The sequence below is a fragment of the Sneathiella aquimaris genome, from assembly GCF_026409565.1.
Taxonomy (GTDB): Bacteria; Pseudomonadota; Alphaproteobacteria; order Sneathiellales; family Sneathiellaceae; genus Sneathiella; species Sneathiella aquimaris.
Genome location: NZ_CP112881.1, coordinates 316,419 through 336,293, shown reverse-complemented (window position 1 = coordinate 336,293; position 19,875 = coordinate 316,419). Strand labels below are relative to the sequence as shown.

General features: G+C 49.1%; 18 protein-coding genes. 12 read left to right on the top strand and 6 right to left on the bottom strand.

Translation table 11 applies throughout. The features are described 5' to 3' along the window. The first annotated feature begins 249 nt into the window (after nt 1-249). The 6 genes from OIR97_RS01635 to OIR97_RS01610 all read left to right on the top strand — a co-directional run bounded on the left by OIR97_RS01635 (nt 250) and on the right by OIR97_RS01610 (nt 7,268). Entirely contained in the window at nt 250-2,397 is a 2,148-nt protein-coding gene (locus OIR97_RS01635) for a thiamine pyrophosphate-dependent enzyme (RefSeq protein ID WP_169543988.1), read from the top strand. Continuing rightward, a complete protein-coding gene (locus OIR97_RS01630) occupies nt 2,390-3,874 on the top strand; it encodes an indolepyruvate oxidoreductase subunit beta family protein (RefSeq protein WP_169543987.1) in 1,485 nt (494 codons plus the stop codon). Before OIR97_RS01635 ends, OIR97_RS01630 begins: the two co-directional genes overlap by 8 nt. Next, nucleotides 3,871-4,377: a MarR family winged helix-turn-helix transcriptional regulator gene (locus OIR97_RS01625; RefSeq protein WP_169543986.1), complete on the top strand. Its 507-nt coding sequence runs from the start codon at nt 3,871-3,873 to the stop codon at nt 4,375-4,377. Before OIR97_RS01630 ends, OIR97_RS01625 begins: the two co-directional genes overlap by 4 nt. A 39-nt stretch (nt 4,378-4,416) precedes the next feature. Then, the gene (gene dctP / locus OIR97_RS01620) at nt 4,417-5,394 is read left to right on the top strand and encodes a TRAP transporter substrate-binding protein DctP (RefSeq protein WP_169543985.1); all 978 of its coding nucleotides are present in this window, start codon (nt 4,417-4,419) and stop codon (nt 5,392-5,394) included. 63 nt (nt 5,395-5,457) lie between these two features. Beyond that, the gene (locus tag OIR97_RS01615; RefSeq protein ID WP_169543984.1) at nt 5,458-5,949 is read left to right on the top strand and encodes a TRAP transporter small permease; all 492 of its coding nucleotides are present in this window, start codon (nt 5,458-5,460) and stop codon (nt 5,947-5,949) included. Further along, nucleotides 5,949-7,268, top strand: a complete 1,320-nt coding sequence (locus OIR97_RS01610) for a TRAP transporter large permease (RefSeq protein ID WP_169543983.1) — start codon at nt 5,949-5,951, stop codon at nt 7,266-7,268. Before OIR97_RS01615 ends, OIR97_RS01610 begins: the two co-directional genes overlap by 1 nt. 569 nt (nt 7,269-7,837) lie before the next feature. On the opposite strand, the gene OIR97_RS01605 is transcribed toward OIR97_RS01610, so the two are convergent. From OIR97_RS01605 to OIR97_RS01585, 5 genes are read right to left on the bottom strand one after another with little or no spacing between them, the layout of a single operon-like run. Further along, nucleotides 7,838-8,845 (bottom strand): ABC transporter ATP-binding protein, encoded by a 1,008-nt coding sequence (locus tag OIR97_RS01605; RefSeq protein WP_169543982.1) that lies wholly within the window; start codon nt 8,843-8,845, stop codon nt 7,838-7,840. Then, a complete protein-coding gene (locus OIR97_RS01600; protein WP_169543981.1) occupies nt 8,842-9,816 on the bottom strand; it encodes an ABC transporter ATP-binding protein in 975 nt (324 codons plus the stop codon). Before OIR97_RS01600 ends, OIR97_RS01605 begins: the two co-directional genes overlap by 4 nt. After that, the gene (locus tag OIR97_RS01595; protein WP_169543980.1) at nt 9,813-10,694 is read right to left on the bottom strand and encodes an ABC transporter permease; all 882 of its coding nucleotides are present in this window, start codon (nt 10,692-10,694) and stop codon (nt 9,813-9,815) included. Before OIR97_RS01595 ends, OIR97_RS01600 begins: the two co-directional genes overlap by 4 nt. After that, the gene (locus OIR97_RS01590) at nt 10,694-11,665 is read right to left on the bottom strand and encodes an ABC transporter permease (RefSeq protein ID WP_169543979.1); all 972 of its coding nucleotides are present in this window, start codon (nt 11,663-11,665) and stop codon (nt 10,694-10,696) included. Before OIR97_RS01590 ends, OIR97_RS01595 begins: the two co-directional genes overlap by 1 nt. A 56-nt stretch (nt 11,666-11,721) precedes the next feature. After that, on the bottom strand, nt 11,722-13,311 hold the full coding sequence (locus tag OIR97_RS01585; RefSeq protein WP_169543978.1) for an ABC transporter substrate-binding protein: 1,590 nt from the start codon (nt 13,309-13,311) through the stop codon (nt 11,722-11,724). 203 nt (nt 13,312-13,514) lie between these two features. Here OIR97_RS01585 and OIR97_RS01580 point away from each other — a divergent pair, with 203 nt between their 5' ends. The 6 genes from OIR97_RS01580 to OIR97_RS01555 are packed head-to-tail and all read left to right on the top strand — an operon-like array spanning nt 13,515 to nt 18,794. Then, nucleotides 13,515-14,015 carry a MarR family winged helix-turn-helix transcriptional regulator gene (locus tag OIR97_RS01580; RefSeq protein ID WP_219821631.1) on the top strand — a complete coding sequence of 167 codons (501 nt, stop codon included), beginning with the start codon at nt 13,515-13,517 and terminating at the stop codon, nt 14,013-14,015. Then, nucleotides 14,012-14,728, top strand: a complete 717-nt coding sequence (locus tag OIR97_RS01575; RefSeq protein ID WP_169543976.1) for a creatininase family protein — start codon at nt 14,012-14,014, stop codon at nt 14,726-14,728. Before OIR97_RS01580 ends, OIR97_RS01575 begins: the two co-directional genes overlap by 4 nt. After that, nucleotides 14,728-15,756, top strand: a complete 1,029-nt coding sequence (locus OIR97_RS01570) for a ketopantoate reductase family protein (RefSeq protein WP_169543975.1) — start codon at nt 14,728-14,730, stop codon at nt 15,754-15,756. Before OIR97_RS01575 ends, OIR97_RS01570 begins: the two co-directional genes overlap by 1 nt. Before the next feature lie 10 nt (nt 15,757-15,766). After that, nucleotides 15,767-16,504, top strand: coding sequence for an SDR family NAD(P)-dependent oxidoreductase (locus OIR97_RS01565; protein WP_169543974.1), 738 nt, complete (start codon nt 15,767-15,769; stop codon nt 16,502-16,504). Then, complete coding sequence (locus OIR97_RS01560; protein ID WP_169543973.1) at nt 16,501-17,904, top strand: M20/M25/M40 family metallo-hydrolase; 1,404 nt, start codon at nt 16,501-16,503, stop codon at nt 17,902-17,904. The genes OIR97_RS01565 and OIR97_RS01560 overlap by 4 nt, the downstream gene beginning before the upstream one ends. Nucleotides 17,905-17,915: 11 nt before the next feature. Further along, nucleotides 17,916-18,794: a DMT family transporter gene (locus OIR97_RS01555; protein WP_169543972.1), complete on the top strand. Its 879-nt coding sequence runs from the start codon at nt 17,916-17,918 to the stop codon at nt 18,792-18,794. Between the two features lie 20 nt (nt 18,795-18,814). On the opposite strand, the gene OIR97_RS01550 is transcribed toward OIR97_RS01555, so the two are convergent. Continuing rightward, a complete protein-coding gene (locus OIR97_RS01550) occupies nt 18,815-19,600 on the bottom strand; it encodes a fumarylacetoacetate hydrolase family protein (protein ID WP_169543971.1) in 786 nt (261 codons plus the stop codon). Between the last annotated feature and the right edge of the window lie 275 nt (nt 19,601-19,875).

Below are 19,875 nucleotides of genomic sequence, written 5' to 3'. Positions count from 1 at the left end.
CCCCCTCGAACCCATTAACGACCGATACTGTTATCGCTATATGATCAAAAGAGGTGTTCTATTAACACCTTAAAAAGAAACGACAAAATCCAGACGACACTCTCCAGGATTGTTCCAGTTTACGAAATACAAAACCGCAAGATAATTTATTTGCAAAATCATATTTATTTACATATAAACAGTAGATAATTCAGATTAAACCGGAATATTGCAATTGCATTGCCGAGCTTTAAAACCGGAAGGGCGAGAATGGCGGAACGCAGTTTTAGTGTAGAGATAGACAATCTTCGCTTGGGAGAAGGCAAAGAATTTCGCGGTGAGGGGATTCTGGCGGTTGCCAAGGCACTGCTGCAGTCCGGTGTGTCATATGTTGGCGGTTATCAAGGCGCGCCAGTCTCCCATTTAATGGACGTGTTTGCAGATGCTGAAGATGTTCTTGAAGAACTCGGTGTGCATTTCGAAAATTGCGCGAGTGAAGCAGGGGCCGCTGCCATGCTTGGTGCATCCATAAACTATCCATTGCGGGGCGCTGTCACCTGGAAATCCACTGTTGGAACAAATGTTGCCTCGGACGCCCTATCCAATCTTGCTTCTGCGGGGGTCAAGGGTGGCACACTCATTATTCTTGGCGAAGATTATGGGGAAGGGGCAAGTATTATTCAGGAACGCAGCCATGCGTTTGCCACTAAATCTCAGATGTGGTTATTGGATCCGCGTCCCAATCTGCCCTCGATGGTTGAAATGGTGGAAAAAGGGTTTGAATTATCCGAAGCCAGCTCGACGCCCGTAATGCTGGAAATGAGAATTAGAGCCTGTCACGTATATGGCCGTTTTAAAACGAAAGAGAATAAAGCAGGAGAAATTTCCCGGCTTGCCCCCCTAGAAGAAGCTGAGTTCGATTATGGGCGTATTTGCTTACCTCCGTCGACCTATGTGCAAGAGCAGGACAAGGTCAACCGCCGGATGCCCGCCGCCCTTGAGTATATCGCCAAAAATAAACTTAACGAACGTATGGGTGAAGCCGGTGACGTCGGAATAATTATGCAAGGTGGTTTGTTTAATGGTGTTAATCGAGCCCTGCAGCAGTTAGGGCTCAGTGATGCTCACGGCAATTCAAAGCTACCCCTTTTTGTGCTGAACGTTACCTATCCGCTGGTGCCAGAAGAAATTTCTGAATTCTGCAAAGACAAGAAATCTGTTCTCGTTATCGAAGAAGGACAGCCTGATTATCTGGCCCAGAATATAAAGGCCATATTGCGAGACGCCGGTGAGGAAACCTTGATCCACGGTAAAAACTACCTGCCATTGGCTGGAGAATATACGGGACAGGTCCTGTTTGACGGACTTGCCAAATTTCTGCTTGATACGCCCTCGGCATGCCTGGATCTCAGCGCACTCAAAAGCCTGCATTCGAACACCAAAGATCAAATCGCCAAAGCAATTAGTGCGTTTCAGGATCCTTTACCCATTCGCCCGCCTGGTTTCTGCATAGGATGCCCGGAACGACCGGTCTTCACAGCGATGAAGCTGGTGGAAAGGCAAGTCGGGAAATTCCATGTTTCTGCTGATATCGGGTGCCATACTTTTGCAACGCTACCACCGTTCAATATAGGCAACACGGTAATGGGATACGGCCTCGGCCTTTCAGGGTCTTCCGGGATTGCCCCGCTTATCAAAAAACGGACCGCCAGCATAATGGGCGATGGCGGCTTTTGGCATAATGGTCTTACATCAGGGGTCGCAAATGCTGTCTTTAACAAAGATGACAGTGTCCTCGTAATCTTGAAGAACGGCTATACCGCGGCAACAGGCCATCAAGATATTCCAACATCGAAATCAGATCGGATCGATCGCGAGGCCAATCTCGATATGACGCTTGCTCTTAAAGCAATGGGTGTCAAATGGATCAAAACAATCAACTCCTACAGTGTGGCCGAAATGGCCCATACCTTCAGAGATGCAATGACCACTGACAAGGACGGGTTAAAAGTGATCATTGCTGATGGTGAATGTATGCTCGCTGTCCAGCGACGCAAAAAGCCGGAGATAGCGAAGAAGTTAAAATCAGGGGATCGCGTGGTCAAAAGCGTATTTGCGGTTGACGATACACTTTGTACCGGGGACCATTCCTGTATTCGGCTGTCTGCATGCCCAACATTAACGATCAAGGAAAATCCGGATCCTCTGCGCAAAGACCCGGTCGCCCATGTTGAACAAGGGTGCGTAGGGTGCGGCAACTGCGGCGAGACGGCACACGCGGCGTCCCTTTGTCCCTCTTTTTACGAAATTCGGACGATCAGCAATCCAAGTAAATGGGAACGGCTAATGGACCGTGTCCGTCGGACTTTCATCAGACCGCGGCGCGGCAAAACCTACGAGGCTGCGGTCAATGGATAACGATTTTCGCCCCATCAATCTTTTAATTGCGGCTCTGGGCGGTGAAGGCGGCAGTGTCCTGGCCAACTGGATTGTCGCCGCCGCCGAGCGAGTGGGGTATGTTGCTCAATATACTTCAATTCCCGGAGTGGCGCAGCGTACAGGAGCAACAACCTACTATGTTGAGCTGTTTCCTGCGGATATGACACCGGAACCAGTTATGGCCTTAACGCCCGCGCCTGGTGATGTGGATATCGTCATTGCCTCTGAATTACTCGAGGTTGGACGCGCTATCGAAAAGGGATATGTGACACCCCAAAAAACCCTTCTGATCGGTTCAACCCATAGAATGTTTGCTGTTTCTGAAAAATCGGCAATGACTGACAACCGGTATAATTCCGAAAATATCCAAACGGTAGCAACAGAATTTGCAGCCGAACTAATCCTTTGTGACTTCAAGAAACTTTCCGACCAAACGGGCAGCATGATCAATGCCTGTTTGTTGGGTGCCCTTGCGGCCACTGAAAAACTGCCCATCGGGCGGGAAATATTTGAACAGATAATCCGCGATGGCGGCAAGGCCGTCGAGAGTAACCTGCAAGGATTGTCTGCAGGAATTGATCTGGTAAAGACTCCGAACTCCGAAGTAATAAATGACAAGACGGACGTAAAACCCGTCAATCAGACTCTCCCGCCTATTCTGGCAAACGTTCCCGAACAATTACATGACACGCTTCGGCATGGGTTAATGCGAACGGCTGATTACCAGTCCCAAAAATATGCCCGCTTATATAGGGAACGCCTGCAGGCCATTTTAGACGTCGATGCGGCCACATCAGGAAACGACCGTGATTTCATCCTGTCACACGAGGTTGCGAGATACCTTGCGCTGCGGATGACATATGAAGACGTGATCCGGGTTGCAGATCTGAAAACCCGAGAAGATCGATTTTTGGAAATTATGGGAAAAGCCGGGGGTCAGGGGAAGGTCATCGAAGTACTGGATTACTTCAAGCCTGGAATTGCCGAAATTCGTGACGTTTTACCACCGTTTCTGTCCGGACTTCTCGCCCCGCTTGAAGCAAAAACCTTTCACCGGTCCTTTACAGGTGGTCTCAAAATCCGAACCACAACCGTTGCTGGATTTTATACCATGAGATTGCTGGCCTGCCTGAGGGTCTGGCGGCCCTTGAGCGACCGTTATAAGAAAGAACAGAGAAACATTGAGGATTGGTTGGAAACCGTCATTTCATTGGCCCGCGAAAACTATGACTTGGCGCTGGAATATACAGAATGTGCAAATTTGCTAAAGGGCTATGGGGATACCTATCATAGAGGCTTGGCGAACTTTGAACGTATATCCGGTCAACTACCAGTATTACGGACCCGCAAGAATGCCGCCACGGATCTTAAGCTCCTTCGTGAAGCCGCACTGAATGATCCAGATGGTGACTCGCTGGACTTCACTTTCACCGCAATCTTCGGCAGTGCATCATGAAAAAATCCACATCCCACACATCCCAGTTTTCCGATTTAGTTGACGAGATTGCGCCAGTCGAACAAGACTTTGTTCTTGAGCGATTTCCCCCGTATCTCATGAACCGTATCATGAAAAGGATGAACAGCAACCTCAAAGCGACCTTGAAAGCGCAGGAAATTGGCGTTGCTGAATGGCGGGTAATTGCAGTCCTGAAGGTACGGAACGCCCTTCGAATGTCAGAGCTGTCTGTTTATACAATGGCAGAGCAATCCACGCTAAGTCGGACGGTGGATCGGATGGAAGCTAAACTTCTGCTTCGGCGGTATGAAGATAAAACCGATGCCCGTGTACAGCGAATTGAACTGTCTGACCTTGGTCAAGAAAAGTTCGACAAGATCTGGCCGATTGCACGGTACCAATCAGCTCGGGCTTTCAGAAAAATTGATCCCGAAGAGATTGTCGCATTTACCCAAACGTTAAAGAAGATTCTCGAGAATGTCAGGGAGAACGACATAATCTGAACTAAAGAAGGCGTGTCAAACAAACAAGGAGGAAAGACGATGAAGTCCAGGGAAAAACTAAAAAAATCGTTAAAAATCAGTGCGATAGGATTTGCTATTTTTGGGGGTCTGATAAATGTCACCAGCGCGGAGGAGGTGACATTGAAAGCTGTCAGTGCCTTTGCAAATGGAACAACCTTCACCAAGAACTTTCAGCGTTTTGTCGATAAAGTAAACGAAATCGGGCCGGGCGTTCTTAAAATCAATTATTTAGGGGGGGGAAAGGCTGTCCTCAACCCGTTTGAACTTGGGAATGCAATCAAGACAGGTGTTGTTGATATCGGAAACCTGCCCGGCGCATTTTACACCAACATCGTCCCAGAAGCAGACGCAATCAAACTGACCCAATTCACTATTCAGGAAGAACGTAAAAACGGTGCTTGGGCCTATATGAATGACCTGCATGTCAAGAAGATGAATGCCTATCATCTTGCACGGCAGAAAGATTGTGTCCCGTTTCACCTGTATCTTACAAAAAAGATCGAGACCCCAGATCTTTCAGGCATGAATATCCGCACCACACCCATCTATAGTGCCTTTTTCTCCTCTCTCGGAGGATCCATGATCCGCACACCACCAGGGGACGTCTATACAGCTCTCGAACGTGGCGCTGTTGACGGTTATGGGTGGCCTACTCAAGGTGTATTGGATCTTGGCTGGCACGAAGTCACCAAATATCGCGTCGATCCTGGCTTTTACAGAGCGTCTGTTGAAGTACTGATCAATAACAACAAGTGGGAAAAACTTGGTGAGCCACAAAAGGCTATTCTTAAACAGGCAAGCATGTGGATGGAAGGTCTTTGCACAGAAGACAAAGAAATCAATGCAACAGAGATCAAGCGTCAAGCCGAAGCCGGCATAGAAGTGATCAGCTTCGATGGCGACTATGTTCAAAAAGCCTATGATGCAGGTTGGGATGCCTTTCTAAAAGCCAACCCTGAACACGGGCCAAAGCTCAAAGAATTGCTAACCAAATAAAAAGTAAAGCCAGGACCCTTCGATGAGTTGGGGCCCTGGCACTCAAGCGCGAGGAATAAACGAGTGAGATTGAGCAAGTTCTATGACGGCCTGTTAGTCGGATGCGGTGTCGCTTCGGCAGCGGCCATTTTCACCATTGTGGTTCTCGTTTCAATCAATGTGATGTTGCGTAAATTTTTCCAGTTCAGCATTCCGTGGACCATTGAGGTCAGCGAATATGCCCTTTATTTCTCAACCTTTATCGCCGCCCCGTGGGCGCTGGCTAAAAATGCGCATATCCGGGTTGATCTGCTGGCCAATGCCCTGACAGGGCAGGCAAGTGTGCTACTGGAACGCGCAACCAATGTTATTGGCTTTCTGGTTTCAATTGTTTTTTTAGTCTATGGCATCGTCTCGACATATGACTCCTGGTCAAACAACGCCATGATTTTCAAAGAACTCATCATCGCAGAATGGCTTCTTCTCGCCATTATCCCGATTTCTGCATTTCTACTTTCTGTAGAATTTATCCGGCGCCTTTTAAGAGCGGTCTCCGAACATGAGGAGAAGATTTGATGGAATGGTCACTCGCTCTACTCTTGTTACTCGGACTAATGCTCGTTCTTATGCTGTTAAGCGTCCCCGTAGCTTTTGCCTTTCTTGGCGTCAATATCGTCGGTGCATGGATTTTTCTGGGCGGGGAAGTCGGGCTTGTCCAGCTTGTCCGCAATTCCATGACCTCGATTACAACCTTTACACTTGCCCCAATTCCGTTATTTCTGTTGATGGGCGAAATTCTATTTCATAGTGGTATTGCATACAAAAGTGTTGATGCCATCGATCGTTTGATATCCCGCGTTCCAGGTCGATTATCTGTTGTTGCCGTCGCAGGGGGAACCGTTTTCTCATCCCTGTCAGGCTCCACCATTGCCAATACGGCCGTCCTCGGATCGACTTTACTTCCCGACATGCTAAAACGCGGCTATGCACCATCCATAGCCATGGGGCCCATTATGGCAACGGGCAGTATCGCAATGCTAATACCGCCATCCGCCCTTGCAGTCTTGCTCGGCAGTTTGTCAGGGATTTCAATTGCGCAGTTACTGCTCGCTGGCATCATCCCGGGAATAATGATGAGTATTCTGTTCATCACTTATATTGTTGGCCGCTGTTATTTCCAGCCTCATCTTGCCCCTGCGGATGAAGAGCAGGAAAAGCTCAGCTGGAAAGAGCGGATTGTTCCAATCTTTGTCTATGTGGTGCCTTTGTTTGCCATTTTTCTGGTGGTCGTGGGAAGTATCTTTAGCGGCTGGGCGACACCGACAGAATCTGCGGCACTCGGGTCCATGGCCTCTATATTGGCAGCCCTTGGATATCGCAACCTCACATTGAAAATTCTCATCACCTCTTTGATGGAAACCGCCAAGGTCTCGGCAATGATCCTTTTCATTATTGTTGCCTCCATGTCCTTCTCCCAGATTTTGACCTTTTCAGGCGGCACCACTGGCCTGCTCTCTGTTTTTGGTCAGTTTGAGATGACCCCCGTAATATTGGTCATTGGCATGATCTGTATCTTACTGGTCTTGGGCGCCTTTATGGATCAAGTGAGTATGATGCTTGTCTCACTTCCGTTTTTTATGCCATTAGCGTTGGCAAATGATATCAATACGCTCTGGCTAGGCGTCTTAATGCTCATCGTCATGGAAATGAGCTTCACGACACCCCCTTTCGGCTTACTGCTTTACGTCATGCGAGGCGTCGCCCCCCCTCATATCTCCATGCGACAAATATATTCTGCCGCGCTCCCCTTTATTGGCTTGTCCACAATTGTCCTTGTGGTGCTGATGGTCTTTCCCGAAATAATTACCTGGCTACCGGCCGCCCTTAGAAACTGATCAAAACAGGTACGGTTGAGCGGAATTGGTCCTGAGCTTTGGCTGTTCGTTTAAAGAAGCGCACGACAATTTAACTGACTGCGAGTGCGAAACATACCATCCTCCGGTGAATAGGGCGCGTTACAACGGGTGAGCATTAACGGTCGCAATATCGCGACTTTCACGCCAGCCCGACCTTTATCATTTGTAAAAGCGGGAAACGCTGGTTTGTCGTTAAGGATTGTTTTTTTCAGCGTTCAAGACAACTCACCCGGCCTTTTGTCGAAAAATGCAGAACCCGAAATACACTTGCAATCCCGATCAGCCACTGAATTATCGTTTATTGTGAATTTTGTGATTTTATGATGCCGCTGGCGTTACTCAAACCTCCGCCCTCCGCATTACAAATGCTGAGGAATGAAGGCCAGATGAAAAAGCCGCCTGATGTTTGTATTGTTGTTCGTTACCAATCATTTAGTGACGAGAATACCTGATTACCTAAAGAAAAGTGTCGCTGAAATCATGCGTTTTTCTATTCGTAAATAACCACCAGCACTTTTTCCATCACATGGCCTCTTATTTTCCTCAACTCAACCCCGCCTAAATACTTGATCCGCAAAAAAACAGGCAGCGTTTCGGCCCGGCGCAATCGCTTCCAAAGAAGGGCTGGCAACCCTGCACTTCTCTGCTGCATAAGGGCAGCGCGGTGCGAAATAACACCCTGGAGGTGGTGATAAGGGCGATGGTATTTCCCCCTCAATCGCTTCGAATTGCACCAGTTCATCTTTATCCAGAACAAGTTTTGGCACAGAAGCCAAAAGTGCTTTTGTATAGGGATGAGCTGGGTTCTCAAAAACAGCCCGTGTCTCCCCCTCTTCTACAATACGCCCTAAATACATAACCGCGACCCGATCACTAACATGACGCACAACTGAAAGATCGTGACTAATGAACAGGCAGGTCAGGTTAAGATCTTTACGAAGCTCCAGAAAAAGATTGATAATTTGCGCCTGAATGGAAACATCAAGTGAGGCGACTGGCTCATCACAGATCAACAGGTCGGGTTGCATAGCAAGAGCCCTGGCAATTGCAATTCGTTGTCGCTGGCCGCCAGAAAATTGGTGAGGATACCGATCAGAAAAATCAGGATCCAGCCCAACCTTGGCAAACCAATCCTTTACATAGTTGACCGCTTCAGATGCCTTGACAAGGTTGTTTGCAACAGGCCCTTCAGCAACAGCCTCCCCGACTTTCATACGAGGATCAAGCGATGCAAAAGGATCCTGGAAAACAGTTTGAATTCGGGTCGTTGTTTTCTTGCCATCTTTCATAACCGGCTGTTGGTCCAGCCGTACCGTACCGCTTGAAGTTTCAAGAATTCCGGCTGCCAATTTACCAAGCGTTGATTTACCGCATCCGGATTCGCCAACCAGACCAAGCGTCTGCCCTTCCTCCAACACGAACGAGACATCGTTAACCGCTTTTACGGAACGGGTTTCAACCCGAGCACCGAGTTTTGCAGCAATTTTATCACCCATACTGATATGTGGGTGAAATTCACGGGTCACTTGATCAACTTGAAACAATAAACTCATCATACAGCCTCTTTCATCTGTAAAGGATGATGACAACGCCACGCCCGATCCCCAGTTCGATCAACGAGAGGTTCAGTTGCGCATTTTTTTGTCGAGAAACTACATCTGGGCGCGAACGGGCATCCGGGCGGCAGGGACAATAAGGAGGGGGTCGTTCCGGAAATCTGTACCAAAGGCTCGCCTGGCGTCGCCATGGCAGGTAAAGACTCAATCAAACCCTGTGTATAAGGATGATGCGGATTTTTCAGCACTTGCGCTGTTGGTCCCTCCTCTACCACTCTGCCGGCATACATAACCAGCAATCGCGTTGCCAAACTGGATACGGTGGCCAGATCGTGGCTGATCCAGATCATCGCCGTACCGGTTTCTTTTGCCAGCGTCCGCATTTCTGAAAGGATCTGCGCCTGAATGGAGACATCCAGCGCTGTTGTAGGCTCATCTGCAACGATAACGCCCGGAGAGTGCAGCAGGGTAATGGCGATGGCTACGCGCTGACGCATGCCTCCTGAAAATTCATGAGGATAGTTGTCCAACCGTACCGTAGGATCAGGGATACCGACCTTATTCAGGACCTCTATGCATCGAGCCTCTATTTCCTTGTTCGAGAAGCGGGCATGGGCTTCTAGCGCAAGGGCCATTTGTGTTCGGATCGTCAGGAGAGGATTCAGGGTCGCAATCGGATCCTGAAAAATCATCGCGATATCCTTGCCCCGCTTTGCCCGCAGTTTTTTCTCAGGCAGGCCAACGATATTCTCACCGTTCAATTCAATGCGCCCGCCGACGATTTCTCCTGGCGCATCGACAAGGCCCAGCAAGGAAAAGCCTGTCACTGTTTTTCCAGATCCTGACTCGCCCACGAGCCCAAGAATTTCGCCTTTTTCAAGTGAGAAGCTAACGCCATCGACTGCCTTCACAACGCCATCACGTGTATGAAAATAGGTCTTCAGATCTTTCACATCGAGAACTTTTGTCATTTGCGGAGCCTCGGGTTAAACTGATCACGTATCTGGTCACCGACAATATTGATTGCGACAATTAATATAATCAGGGCAACGCCAGGATAGACAGAAATCCAATAGCGGCCACTCATCATGTAAGGGAAACCATTTGAAATCAGCATGCCAAGGCTTGGCTCTGTTACCGGCAGACCCAGCCCGAGGAAGCTTAATGTTGCTTCCAAGGAAATAGCACTGGCAATCTGAACGGTTGCGACAACAATAAGCGGTGGCATGCAGTTGGGAAGCAAGTGACGGAACGCCACTTTAAATCCGGACAGTGGTGTTGCTAGAGCCGCCTCGATATAGTCTTTTCTCCGCTCTCCTTTCGCCGCGCCATAAGCTGTTCGGGCGAAATAGGCATATTGAGCCGCGACAAGAGCTGCAATTAACTGAAACTTCCCTTGTCCTAACAAGGCAACCAGCACAAGGGCCAGCAGAATGGCTGGAAAAGACAACTGCAAATCAACAATTCGCATCAGAAAGTTTTCAGTTCGACCGCCAACGTAAGCTGCGAAGATGCCCACAGTCGTTCCCAGCACAAGGGCGACACAGCCCGCTGCAAGCCCGATCATGATAGAAATTCTAAGGCCATAAAAAATAGCAGAAAGCAGATCACGGCCTTGTGGATCGGTACCAAGATAATGAATGTAGCCACCCGATCCGAGAAAACCTGGCGCGCGCCGCGCATCCATCAAAGAAAGCATTTCCAGATCATACGGGTTTTGCGGAACGATAAATGGAGCGAATAAGGCCAATCCCATCAACGCCAAAACGATCGCCAGCGCGACAACCGCCAACTTGTTTTCGCTGAATTCTCGCCAGAAACGGTATAAGGGAGATTGAATGTCTGACATTACTGCGCTCCTGCCCGGATACGGGGGTCAATCATGGCAAACACTAAATCCACCGTAAGATTAATAAGGACAAAAAGAAGAGCTGTCAGGATCAGGTAAGCGACCATAACAGGGCGGTCAAGAACAGAAATGCTGTCAATAATAAGCTTGCCGATTCCAGGCCAGGAGAAAATGGTCTCTGTCACGACAGCAAAAGCAAGTGTTGAGCCTAGTTCCAATCCAAATACAGTGATGATCGGAACAGAAATGAGCTTCATCAAATGACGGCGCAAGATACGACCTTCAGAGATGCCCGCGGCCCTCGCGAATTTAATCGTATCCGTCAACATGATTTCCCGTGTCCCTGCGCGCGCAAGACGGATCATCATCGCTAACTTGAAAAACGCAAGATTTAAGGCTGGTAGCAGAATATGAGATAAACCATCCAGAGTTAAAAAGCTCCAATCCATCCCTAAAATGGTGACAACTTCGCCGCGACCACCTGCTGGCAAAATTCCTAGATTTACAGCAAATGTCAGAATAAGAATCAAACCAACCCAGAAACTTGGGACCGAAAAACCAAGAACTGAAATCGCCATAATGGTTTTAGAAAGAAAACTATCCGGGCGGTAACCGGCATAAACGCCGAGTGTAACCCCGAAAACTGTTGCAGACGTGATTGAAATCAGCACCAGCTCCAAGGTTGCCGGTAAACGGCCTACGATCAGTTCGAGAACGGGAATATTATAGATATAAGATCTTCCGAAATCTCCCTGAACCAAATTGGTGACAAAAATAAAATATTGTTTCCAAAGAGGTAAATCCAAGCCGAGTTTTTTAATCACGGCCTGTCGGATTTCTTCAGTGGCTTCAGGTGGAATAATAATTTCGACCGGATTGCCGATCGCATAAACACCCACAAATACAATTACTGACATGGCGACCATCACAAGTGCCGCCTGCAACAATCGCTGGATAATAAAACCTAACATCCACTTTTACCTAGCTCAGAAAGGCGGGTGCCGGTTTGGCCGGCACCCGAAAGACACTATTTTTTAGGTTTGATGAAAAAGGCCAACGTATCTTCATCAAAACGAGGGCGGAAGGTCAACTGACCAGCCTTTCCGGCCCAAACTGTCTGCAGTTGTACGACTGGAATATAAACTCTGTCCTCCATGGTTTTAACCATGGCTTCCTCGTACAAAGCACGGCGTGCATCTGCATCCAGAGTCATCGCTCCTTTTTGCAGGAGTTCATCGACTTTTTCATTTTTATAGGCAACACGGTTGAATGCGCCCATTTTCACATCAGGATTTTTGGAATGCGCGAGTGAGCCCAAAGTATAGGAGGCCTCGCCGGTCAACGTTCCCCAGCCGTTCATGAAAACAGAATATTCCAGACGGGATTGTGCTGGGAAGTAGACTGTTTTGGAGATGGCGTTCACATTGGTTTTAATCCCAACCTGACTGAACATCTGGCCAAGACCCTGACAAATGGCACCGTCTCCTGGCAACCGATCTGAAGTACAGAAGAGATCAATTTCAAATCCATCCGGATACCCCGCTTTTGCAAGCAGGTCCTTTGCTTTCTTGGCATTATGTTCCCGCACAGGAATTGCTTCGCTGGAGCCAAAGAATCCCGGAGGCATCATCTGGTTGGCAGGTTTACCCAGCCCTTCCAAAACGATTTCAACCATAGTTTCCCGATCAATTGCTAAATCAATAGCTTCTCTCACCAGTGGGTTCTGTAAGGGGTTCTCTTTCAGTGCAGAGCCGTCTTTTGCACGAACGCGTGGTGTGTCATCGCGCTGATCAAGCTGCAGGTTCATTATGTATACACTATCGCCGACGATGGCATCGACACTGCTGTCCCGTTGAAGGGCCAGATAGTCTACAGAAGATACATAGTTAATCACATCAACCTGACCCGCCTTCAAAGCGGCAAGGCGTGAACTGTCGTTTGGAATCTCTTTGCGAATTACTTTTTCCCAAGCGCCCTTACCGCGCCAGTAATCGTCGAAACGCTCTAAAACCAGATCCCCTTTAGGCTCCCAACTGACAAGTTTATAGGGACCTGTTCCGACAGCAGCGGGGCCGCCGTTGAAACCCGCAGAGGCGGTCTCAGGGGTCGAATAGTCTTTCGCGGCTTCGGCACTTACGATAAAGAGACGAACGAAGTCATACGGCAGGGTTGCAGCAGGTCCGTTTGTTTTGATGTGAACGGTATAAGGATCGATAATTTCCACATCAGCAACACGGCGGACGTATATGGTTGTCGTCGTTGGGCCACTTACTGCAGGTATGCGTTCGATGGAAAACTTAACGTCTTCAGCGTCAAAATCGGAACCGTCATGAAATTTAACGCCTTCGCGCAGTTTAAATTCCCACGTTGTATCATCCAGTGGCTTCCAAGACGTCGCCAAGCCAGGTTCGATTTGCAGATCATCACCTGACCAAACGAGAGTATCAAAAATATGCTTTGCCGCTTCTGCATGACTGCCCAAAGCAGAATAATGTGGATCCAGAGATTCAGGTCCTCCGCGAACCCCCATCGTCAGTGTTTGGGCCGTCGCGACCCCAGCGCTCAGAGTCACACCAAAGGCTAGAGCCATTGATGCTATTAGTGTTTTTACCTTCATCGGTACCCCCTGTCGGAGTTGTGAAAAGATTTTTTAATTAATTCCAAATGGAACTTGTACTCTTTACGATGTTATGAAATATATGATATGTCAAGTTCTATATGGAACTAATTGAGTTTATGAGCGAGGAATGAAACTCAATGCCTACAACGCAAAACTATATATCCCCGCGCCATTCAGGCGGTGTGTCGGGGATGAATCAAATGACGGAAGCAAAGTTGTGGCGCAATCCATGCCCGTTTTCGTTTCGCTTAAACTATCTGGCCATGCGCTATAACACCCCTTGTTATGATTGGGTCCACAAAACTGTGGGGCTTAGCCGTATTGAGTATGTGGTGATCTATTCGTTGGCGTTGTGTGAAGGCGGCTTGGCAACAGATATTGCAATGTCCTCCGGTTTTCCAAAAAACAGCCTGTCCAGAGCGATGGCAAAATTGGAAAAGTCTGGACTGATCATGCGCAAAACTGATGATCAGGACAAACGCAACCAACCCCTCCATCTTACGGAAGAGGGGTGGGAGCTTTTTAACAAAACATTGCACGTCTTTGAAAAACGCGAGCAGGAACTGCTCGATGGCCTAACCGAAGACGAGGTTAAAACACTGTCGAATTTAATGGCCAAAATAGTTTTAAACACCGCAAATCTGGCAGATGATATTTCCTCTGAAATCACTCGGCCTGACAGGGAGCAAAAAAACAAATGATGATTTCCGAAATGAATTGGATGGACGTCGAAAAATACGTCAAAAAAGACAAACGATGTATCCTGCCTATTGGTTCTACTGAACAACATGCACAACTATCGATGTGTGTGGACGTCATCTTAGCGGAACGAGTAGCCCGTGATGCGGCAGAACCTCTCGGTATTCCGGTCTTTCCCGTAATTCCATATGGACTAACCCCATATTTTTCCGCATACCCCGGAACAATTTCCCTTCGGGTTGAAACACTTATGGCCTTGATGCGCGATGTAATCGGATCACTCCGCCGCTCGGGGTTTCAAAATATTTTGCTGGTCAATGGTCACGGCGGGAATAATCCAATCGGCGCGCTGGGTCAGGAACTGATGGCCGAATATGGCGATATTTCTGTGCGCCTGCACAATTGGTGGGCGGCCCCCAAAACAATGGCTGCCGTTAAAGAGGTTCATCCTGTCGGCAGTCACGCAAACTGGATGGAAAACTTTCCCTGGACACGGCTCGCACACGCACCCGCACCAGAAGGAGAAAAACCTGCTCCGGATATGGATCGCATAAAAGCATCAACGCCTCATGAAGCAAAGGAATTGCTTGGAGACGGTAATTTCGGTGGGCCGTGGCAAATGCCGGACGAGGACATGATGAAAGTCTGGCAAGCCGGGGTTGAAGAAACCCGTGACGCCCTAGAGGGTCCTTGGCCAGACTGGAGTAACAAATAATGTCAGACCGCCCTGTTTTGATTTGGGGTGCGGGCGCCATTGGTGGAATACTGGGGGCCTATTGGGCCCGTGCCGGAAAAGACGTCGCTATGGTCGACATTGACGAGGCACATGTCAACGCCTGCTCCACCAAAGGGATCCGGATTGAAGGTCCCGCGACGAACGGAGACTTTTGCCAGATCGTTCCCACCTATACACCCGAAACACTCGAAGGTGTATATGATATAATTGTTCTGGCCGTGAAGGCACAGGCGACACAAGCAGCCGTCTCCCAACTTCTCCCGCATTTGAGTCAGGATGGCTATATTCTGTCAGCCCAGAACGGTCTGAATGAGCGCTTGATTGCCAGGTTGGCAGGGCCCGAACGAACAATGGGCGCATTCGTCAACTACGGTAGCGACTGGCAGGAAGCCGGTCGCGTCCTCTATGGGAACAGAGGCGCCGTTGTCATTGGTGAAATCGACGGGTCTGTTCGTACTCGCACCAAGCACCTGCATACCCTGATGCAGGTATTTGAGCCGGATGCAATTCTGACGGATAACATCTGGGGATATTTATGGGGTAAATTGGGTTATGGCGCCATGCTCTTTGCTACCGCCCTGACACCCGACAGCATGTCTGCAAATTTTGCAAATCCGGATCGTTCGCCTGCCCTGATTGGCTTGGCGCGAGAAGTCATGAAAGTAGCGCTCGCTGAAAATATCAAGCCGCTCGGCTTTAATGGTTTCGATCCTAAGAGCTATTTTCCCGAAAGCCCGCAGTCTGAAGCAGAGAAATCAATTTCCGCTCTCATCGAGTTCACCGCGAATACTGCCAAAACTCATTCAGGAATATGGCGCGACCTTGCAATTCGCAAGCGAAAGACCGAGGTCGACCCTCAAATCGGCATAATAACAGAAATCGCCGCAGAGCACGGCATTGAGACACCTCTCTTAAGCCGCCTGGTCACACTCATCCACGAAATCGAGGATAACAAACGTCCTCAATCCGCTGAAACTTTTGGCGAACTGTTAAAGGCAATGAAATAGGAGAGGCTCAATGACCGTTGCACTTGTAACTGGTGTTGTCGGGGGAATAGGGGCGGCCATAGCAAAGCGCCTCTCCCTTGACGGATACACGGTAATCGTATCCGACCGGCCAGGCGGGGCGTTTGATGAAGCCGTTCAAACCCTTAAAATGCCTGGCTATGCTGCTGACCTCGGTGATCGTAATGCCGTGCATGATCTGGCCCATCAAGTGACCCTGGATCATGAGGCACCAGCAGTCCTTGTGAATGCTGCAGGCGGTGTCTGTCACCAGACTCACACGCCCGTTGAAGACGTTTCAGAAGAGGATTGGAAAACCCTTTTTGCTGCCAACACTGACAGCGCATTCTATCTAGCTCAGGCGTTTGTGCCTGTGATGAAGCGGAAGAAAAATGGTCGCATTATCACCATTAGTAGCGGTGCAGGCTTACGCCCCAGTCTGACAAAAATCCAGGGATATACCGCCTCAAAACATGCACTTGTCGGTTTAACAAAACAGCTTGCACTGGAACTTGGTCCGTTCGGAATTACGGTCAACTCCATTGCTCCTGGCTTTGTACTTTCCAACGACGCCACGAAAAAACAGTGGGATCGTTACGGAAAAGAAGGACAAAAGCAGCTTATTGAAAATATCCATATGCGCAGATTAGGCTCCCCTGAAGATATTGCTAATGCCGCATCCTTTCTCGCCAGCGACGCTTCCGATTGGATCACGGGCCAAATCCTATCCGTCGACGGAGGACATAGATGAGTTCCCCTTCCCCAATTGATCACCACAACCGCTCCGACTTTCTGACCTGCCTTAGAGAATATCTTGCCTGTCAGTCGGTCAGCACGGATCCAGCATTCCGAAACGAAATGGTGAAAGCGAAAGGGTTTTTAACAGCCCTTTTGACGGGTATCGGCTTTCAAAATATACAAGAGCTGGATGGAGGTATTGGTGGACATAATGCACTTTATGCCGAGTGGCTTGAAAAGCCGGGCAAGCCCACACTTCTCATTTATGGCCACTATGATGTCCAGCCTCCGGACCCACTGGATCAGTGGATATCCGAACCCTTTGACATGCAAGAGCGGGATGGATGTCTTTATGCCCGCGGCATTTCTGATGACAAAGGACCGACTCTCATCGCGATTGAAGCCTTACGCTGCCATATGTCAGCGCGCGGTGAGCTTCCCTTCAATGTCAAAATCCTACTGGAAGGGGAAGAGGAGACCGGATCACCATCGCTTCCTAATATCCTTAGCGAAAACCGGGAATTATTGGCCGCTGACGCCATCCTGTCGGCAGACGGGGCACGATGGCGGGCCGATCTCACAGCAATCAACGTAGGTTCGCGCGGCAATGGTGGGTTTGAAATCTCTGTTAAAACATCAAACCTGGATCTTCATTCCGGGCGGTATGGTGGTGCCGTTCCCAATGCGCTGCATGTCATGGCAAATATTGTTGCCCGCCTTCACGACGAAAACAATCAGGTTACCATCCCGGGTTTCTATCAGGATATCGTCATGCCGGATGCCAAGACCGAGGCCGATCTGCATGCGATCGATTTTGATGGTAAAGAGTGGACGGCAAATATTGGCTCTGTTGAATTTGGCGAAAAAGGCTTCAGTACCCTCCAAAGGCTTTGGGATCGCCCGACCCTGGAAATCAATGGGCTTTGGGGTGGATACCAGGGCGCGGGCAGTAAAACCGTTATCCCGAACGAAGCTCACGCTAAAATCACAATGCGACTGGTCCCCGGTCAGGATCCGGAAAAAATTCGGACCGCGGCCAAATCTCATATTCAGGCCCTTTGCCCCGATGGAGTAGATCTGAGTTTTAAAGGGGATCGAGGCTGGACCCGCGCTTATGCCGTGCCGCCTAACCATCCGCTTTTACTGGCAGCGGAAACAGCGTTGCAGGAGACGCTTGGTGAGAAACCGCTTAGGGTACGGGTTGGCGCCACTCTGCCGCTCTCCGATCTGGTATTGGGAACCCTCGGAATTGACACTGTGATGTTCTCATTTTCAACAGCGGATGAACAGTTTCACGCGCCCAACGAATTTCTGCGCGTTTCGGCCATTGATGATGGGGTTGCCGCCTGGGTTAAGCTTTTGGATCTGGTCGGTGAGCAGAAACCCGAAGATTACAAAATCGCCAGAAAATGACGGATGGGTCTGTGAATAATGTCAAAGGCGCAATACTTCTGACGGTTGCAGCTTTGATTTTCACTGGCGAAGTCACGGCCATTCGCTACCTCGACAGTTCTGCCAGTGATGGTCAGATCGTCTTTGCAAGAGCCTTTGTTCAACTGGCCATTGTTGCCGTCTGGGTCCTATTGCGCAATCCCGGCCTGATCAGAACGGCCCGGCCCGGCCTACATATCATCCGCGGCATCACCAGCCTCATCTGCTGGTTTTTCTACTATAAAAGCTTTCAACTTCTGGATCTGGCCCTTGCGACAACCTTAACCTTCACCACGTCCCTGATTGTTGTGGCACTCGCGGCCCCCCTTCTCAAGGAAATCGTGTCGACGAGACGGTGGATCTTTACCGCATTTGGCTTTATCGGTGTTGCACTCGCCAGCGAAATCTTCAGTTTATCTTTGCACGATTTCAATTTTAGTATCTTGTTTGGTCTGCTGGCCGCCGCGGCCGCGGCCGCACTCGTTTTCCAAAACCGTATCCTTGCGAAAACGGAGCACACAGCCACAATCATGCTTTACATTGGATTGATTACAACTTTTGGGGCGACGCCGGGTCTTGTGCTGGACTGGCAAACAATCAGCACCGATGCCGTGCTCCTTCTCTTCGTCTCCGGGTCACTTGGCACGCTTGGCATGATCTTCACGGTCGAGGCTTACAGGGTCGCCGAAGTTTCTGCAATGGCCCCTTATCCCTATCTGAGAATTGTTTTTGCAATTCTCGCAGGTCTCTTTTTATTTGGTGAGGCGCCAAGCTGGCAAACACTGGTCGGTAGCGCCGTGATCATACTCTCTGTTTTGGCCGTTCAGCGGTCAGAACCAAAGCGCCGTGGCCTGTCTTCCCCTTACCGTTGAAGTAAAGCACGCTCATCTGGTTATGGGGTTTGCCGAATAACCGGGTTACGCAGCGTTCCAATCCCCGTAAGTTCCACTTCCACGACATCCCCGTCCAGAAGATTGGGAGATGTACCCTCTGTTCCCATCCAAATCACATCACCGGGATACAGGGTGAGATAGTTGGTCATATGAACCAGATAAGGAACAATTCCGGTAATCATCCTGTTTGTCTGAAAACAGATCTGTTCTTTCCCGTTCAGACGCACAATGGTCTCCATCGTTTTCAGATCTACGTCAGTTTCTATCCAGGGCCCCATAGGCTTGAAAGTATCTGTATTTTTGGAGCGCCACATCGTTTTGTCCGACTTTTGCCAGCTTCGCTCAGAGATATCATTTCCGATGGTATAGCCAAATACAATATCCATGGCCGTTTCAGGCGTCAGGTATTTTCCCTGCTTGCCGATGACCACCACAAGTTCACCTTCATAATGAACCTGGTCCGTTGCATCTGCAGGAATTACAACCGGTTCGTTGTGAGCCGTCAGCGCATTATTTGCCCGGTATCCAATATCAGGAGCGCCGGGTGCGCTGGCATCAAGCCCAACGGCCACGGACATTTTTTCCAAGTGAGTCTGGTAGTTCAAACCCGCCGCGTAAAATGTGCGGGGAACGACAGGAATATCGAGTTCAACATCCTCAAGTTCAAAGATCTCGCCGGTCTTCTTATAATCCGAAAAAATGGACCCTGTCAGTTCATAAACCTGCGCACCTTCCAGTAATCCATATACTGTTTCACCGTCCTTTTTAAACCGAAGAAAGCGCATACCAAAAACCTCAATTATCAAAAAAAGACACCCGGAAGTGTCAAAGAAATAGTACCGGATAATAAAGTCTCTTTAACATAAAATCCGGTTCTGTTCGCTACGAACGCTCAAATTTATTGGTGATATAACACCGTTTACAGGCAACGCATCGCTTTTACGGATCATCCGCCAAGAAAACTGCTTAATTACAGGCCGTTAGAAAATTGTGCAGGTATGGCAAAGAGACAAGTCAGGTGAAAACGTCTCAGTTTACCCGCCAGTCAAACACGCCAAGC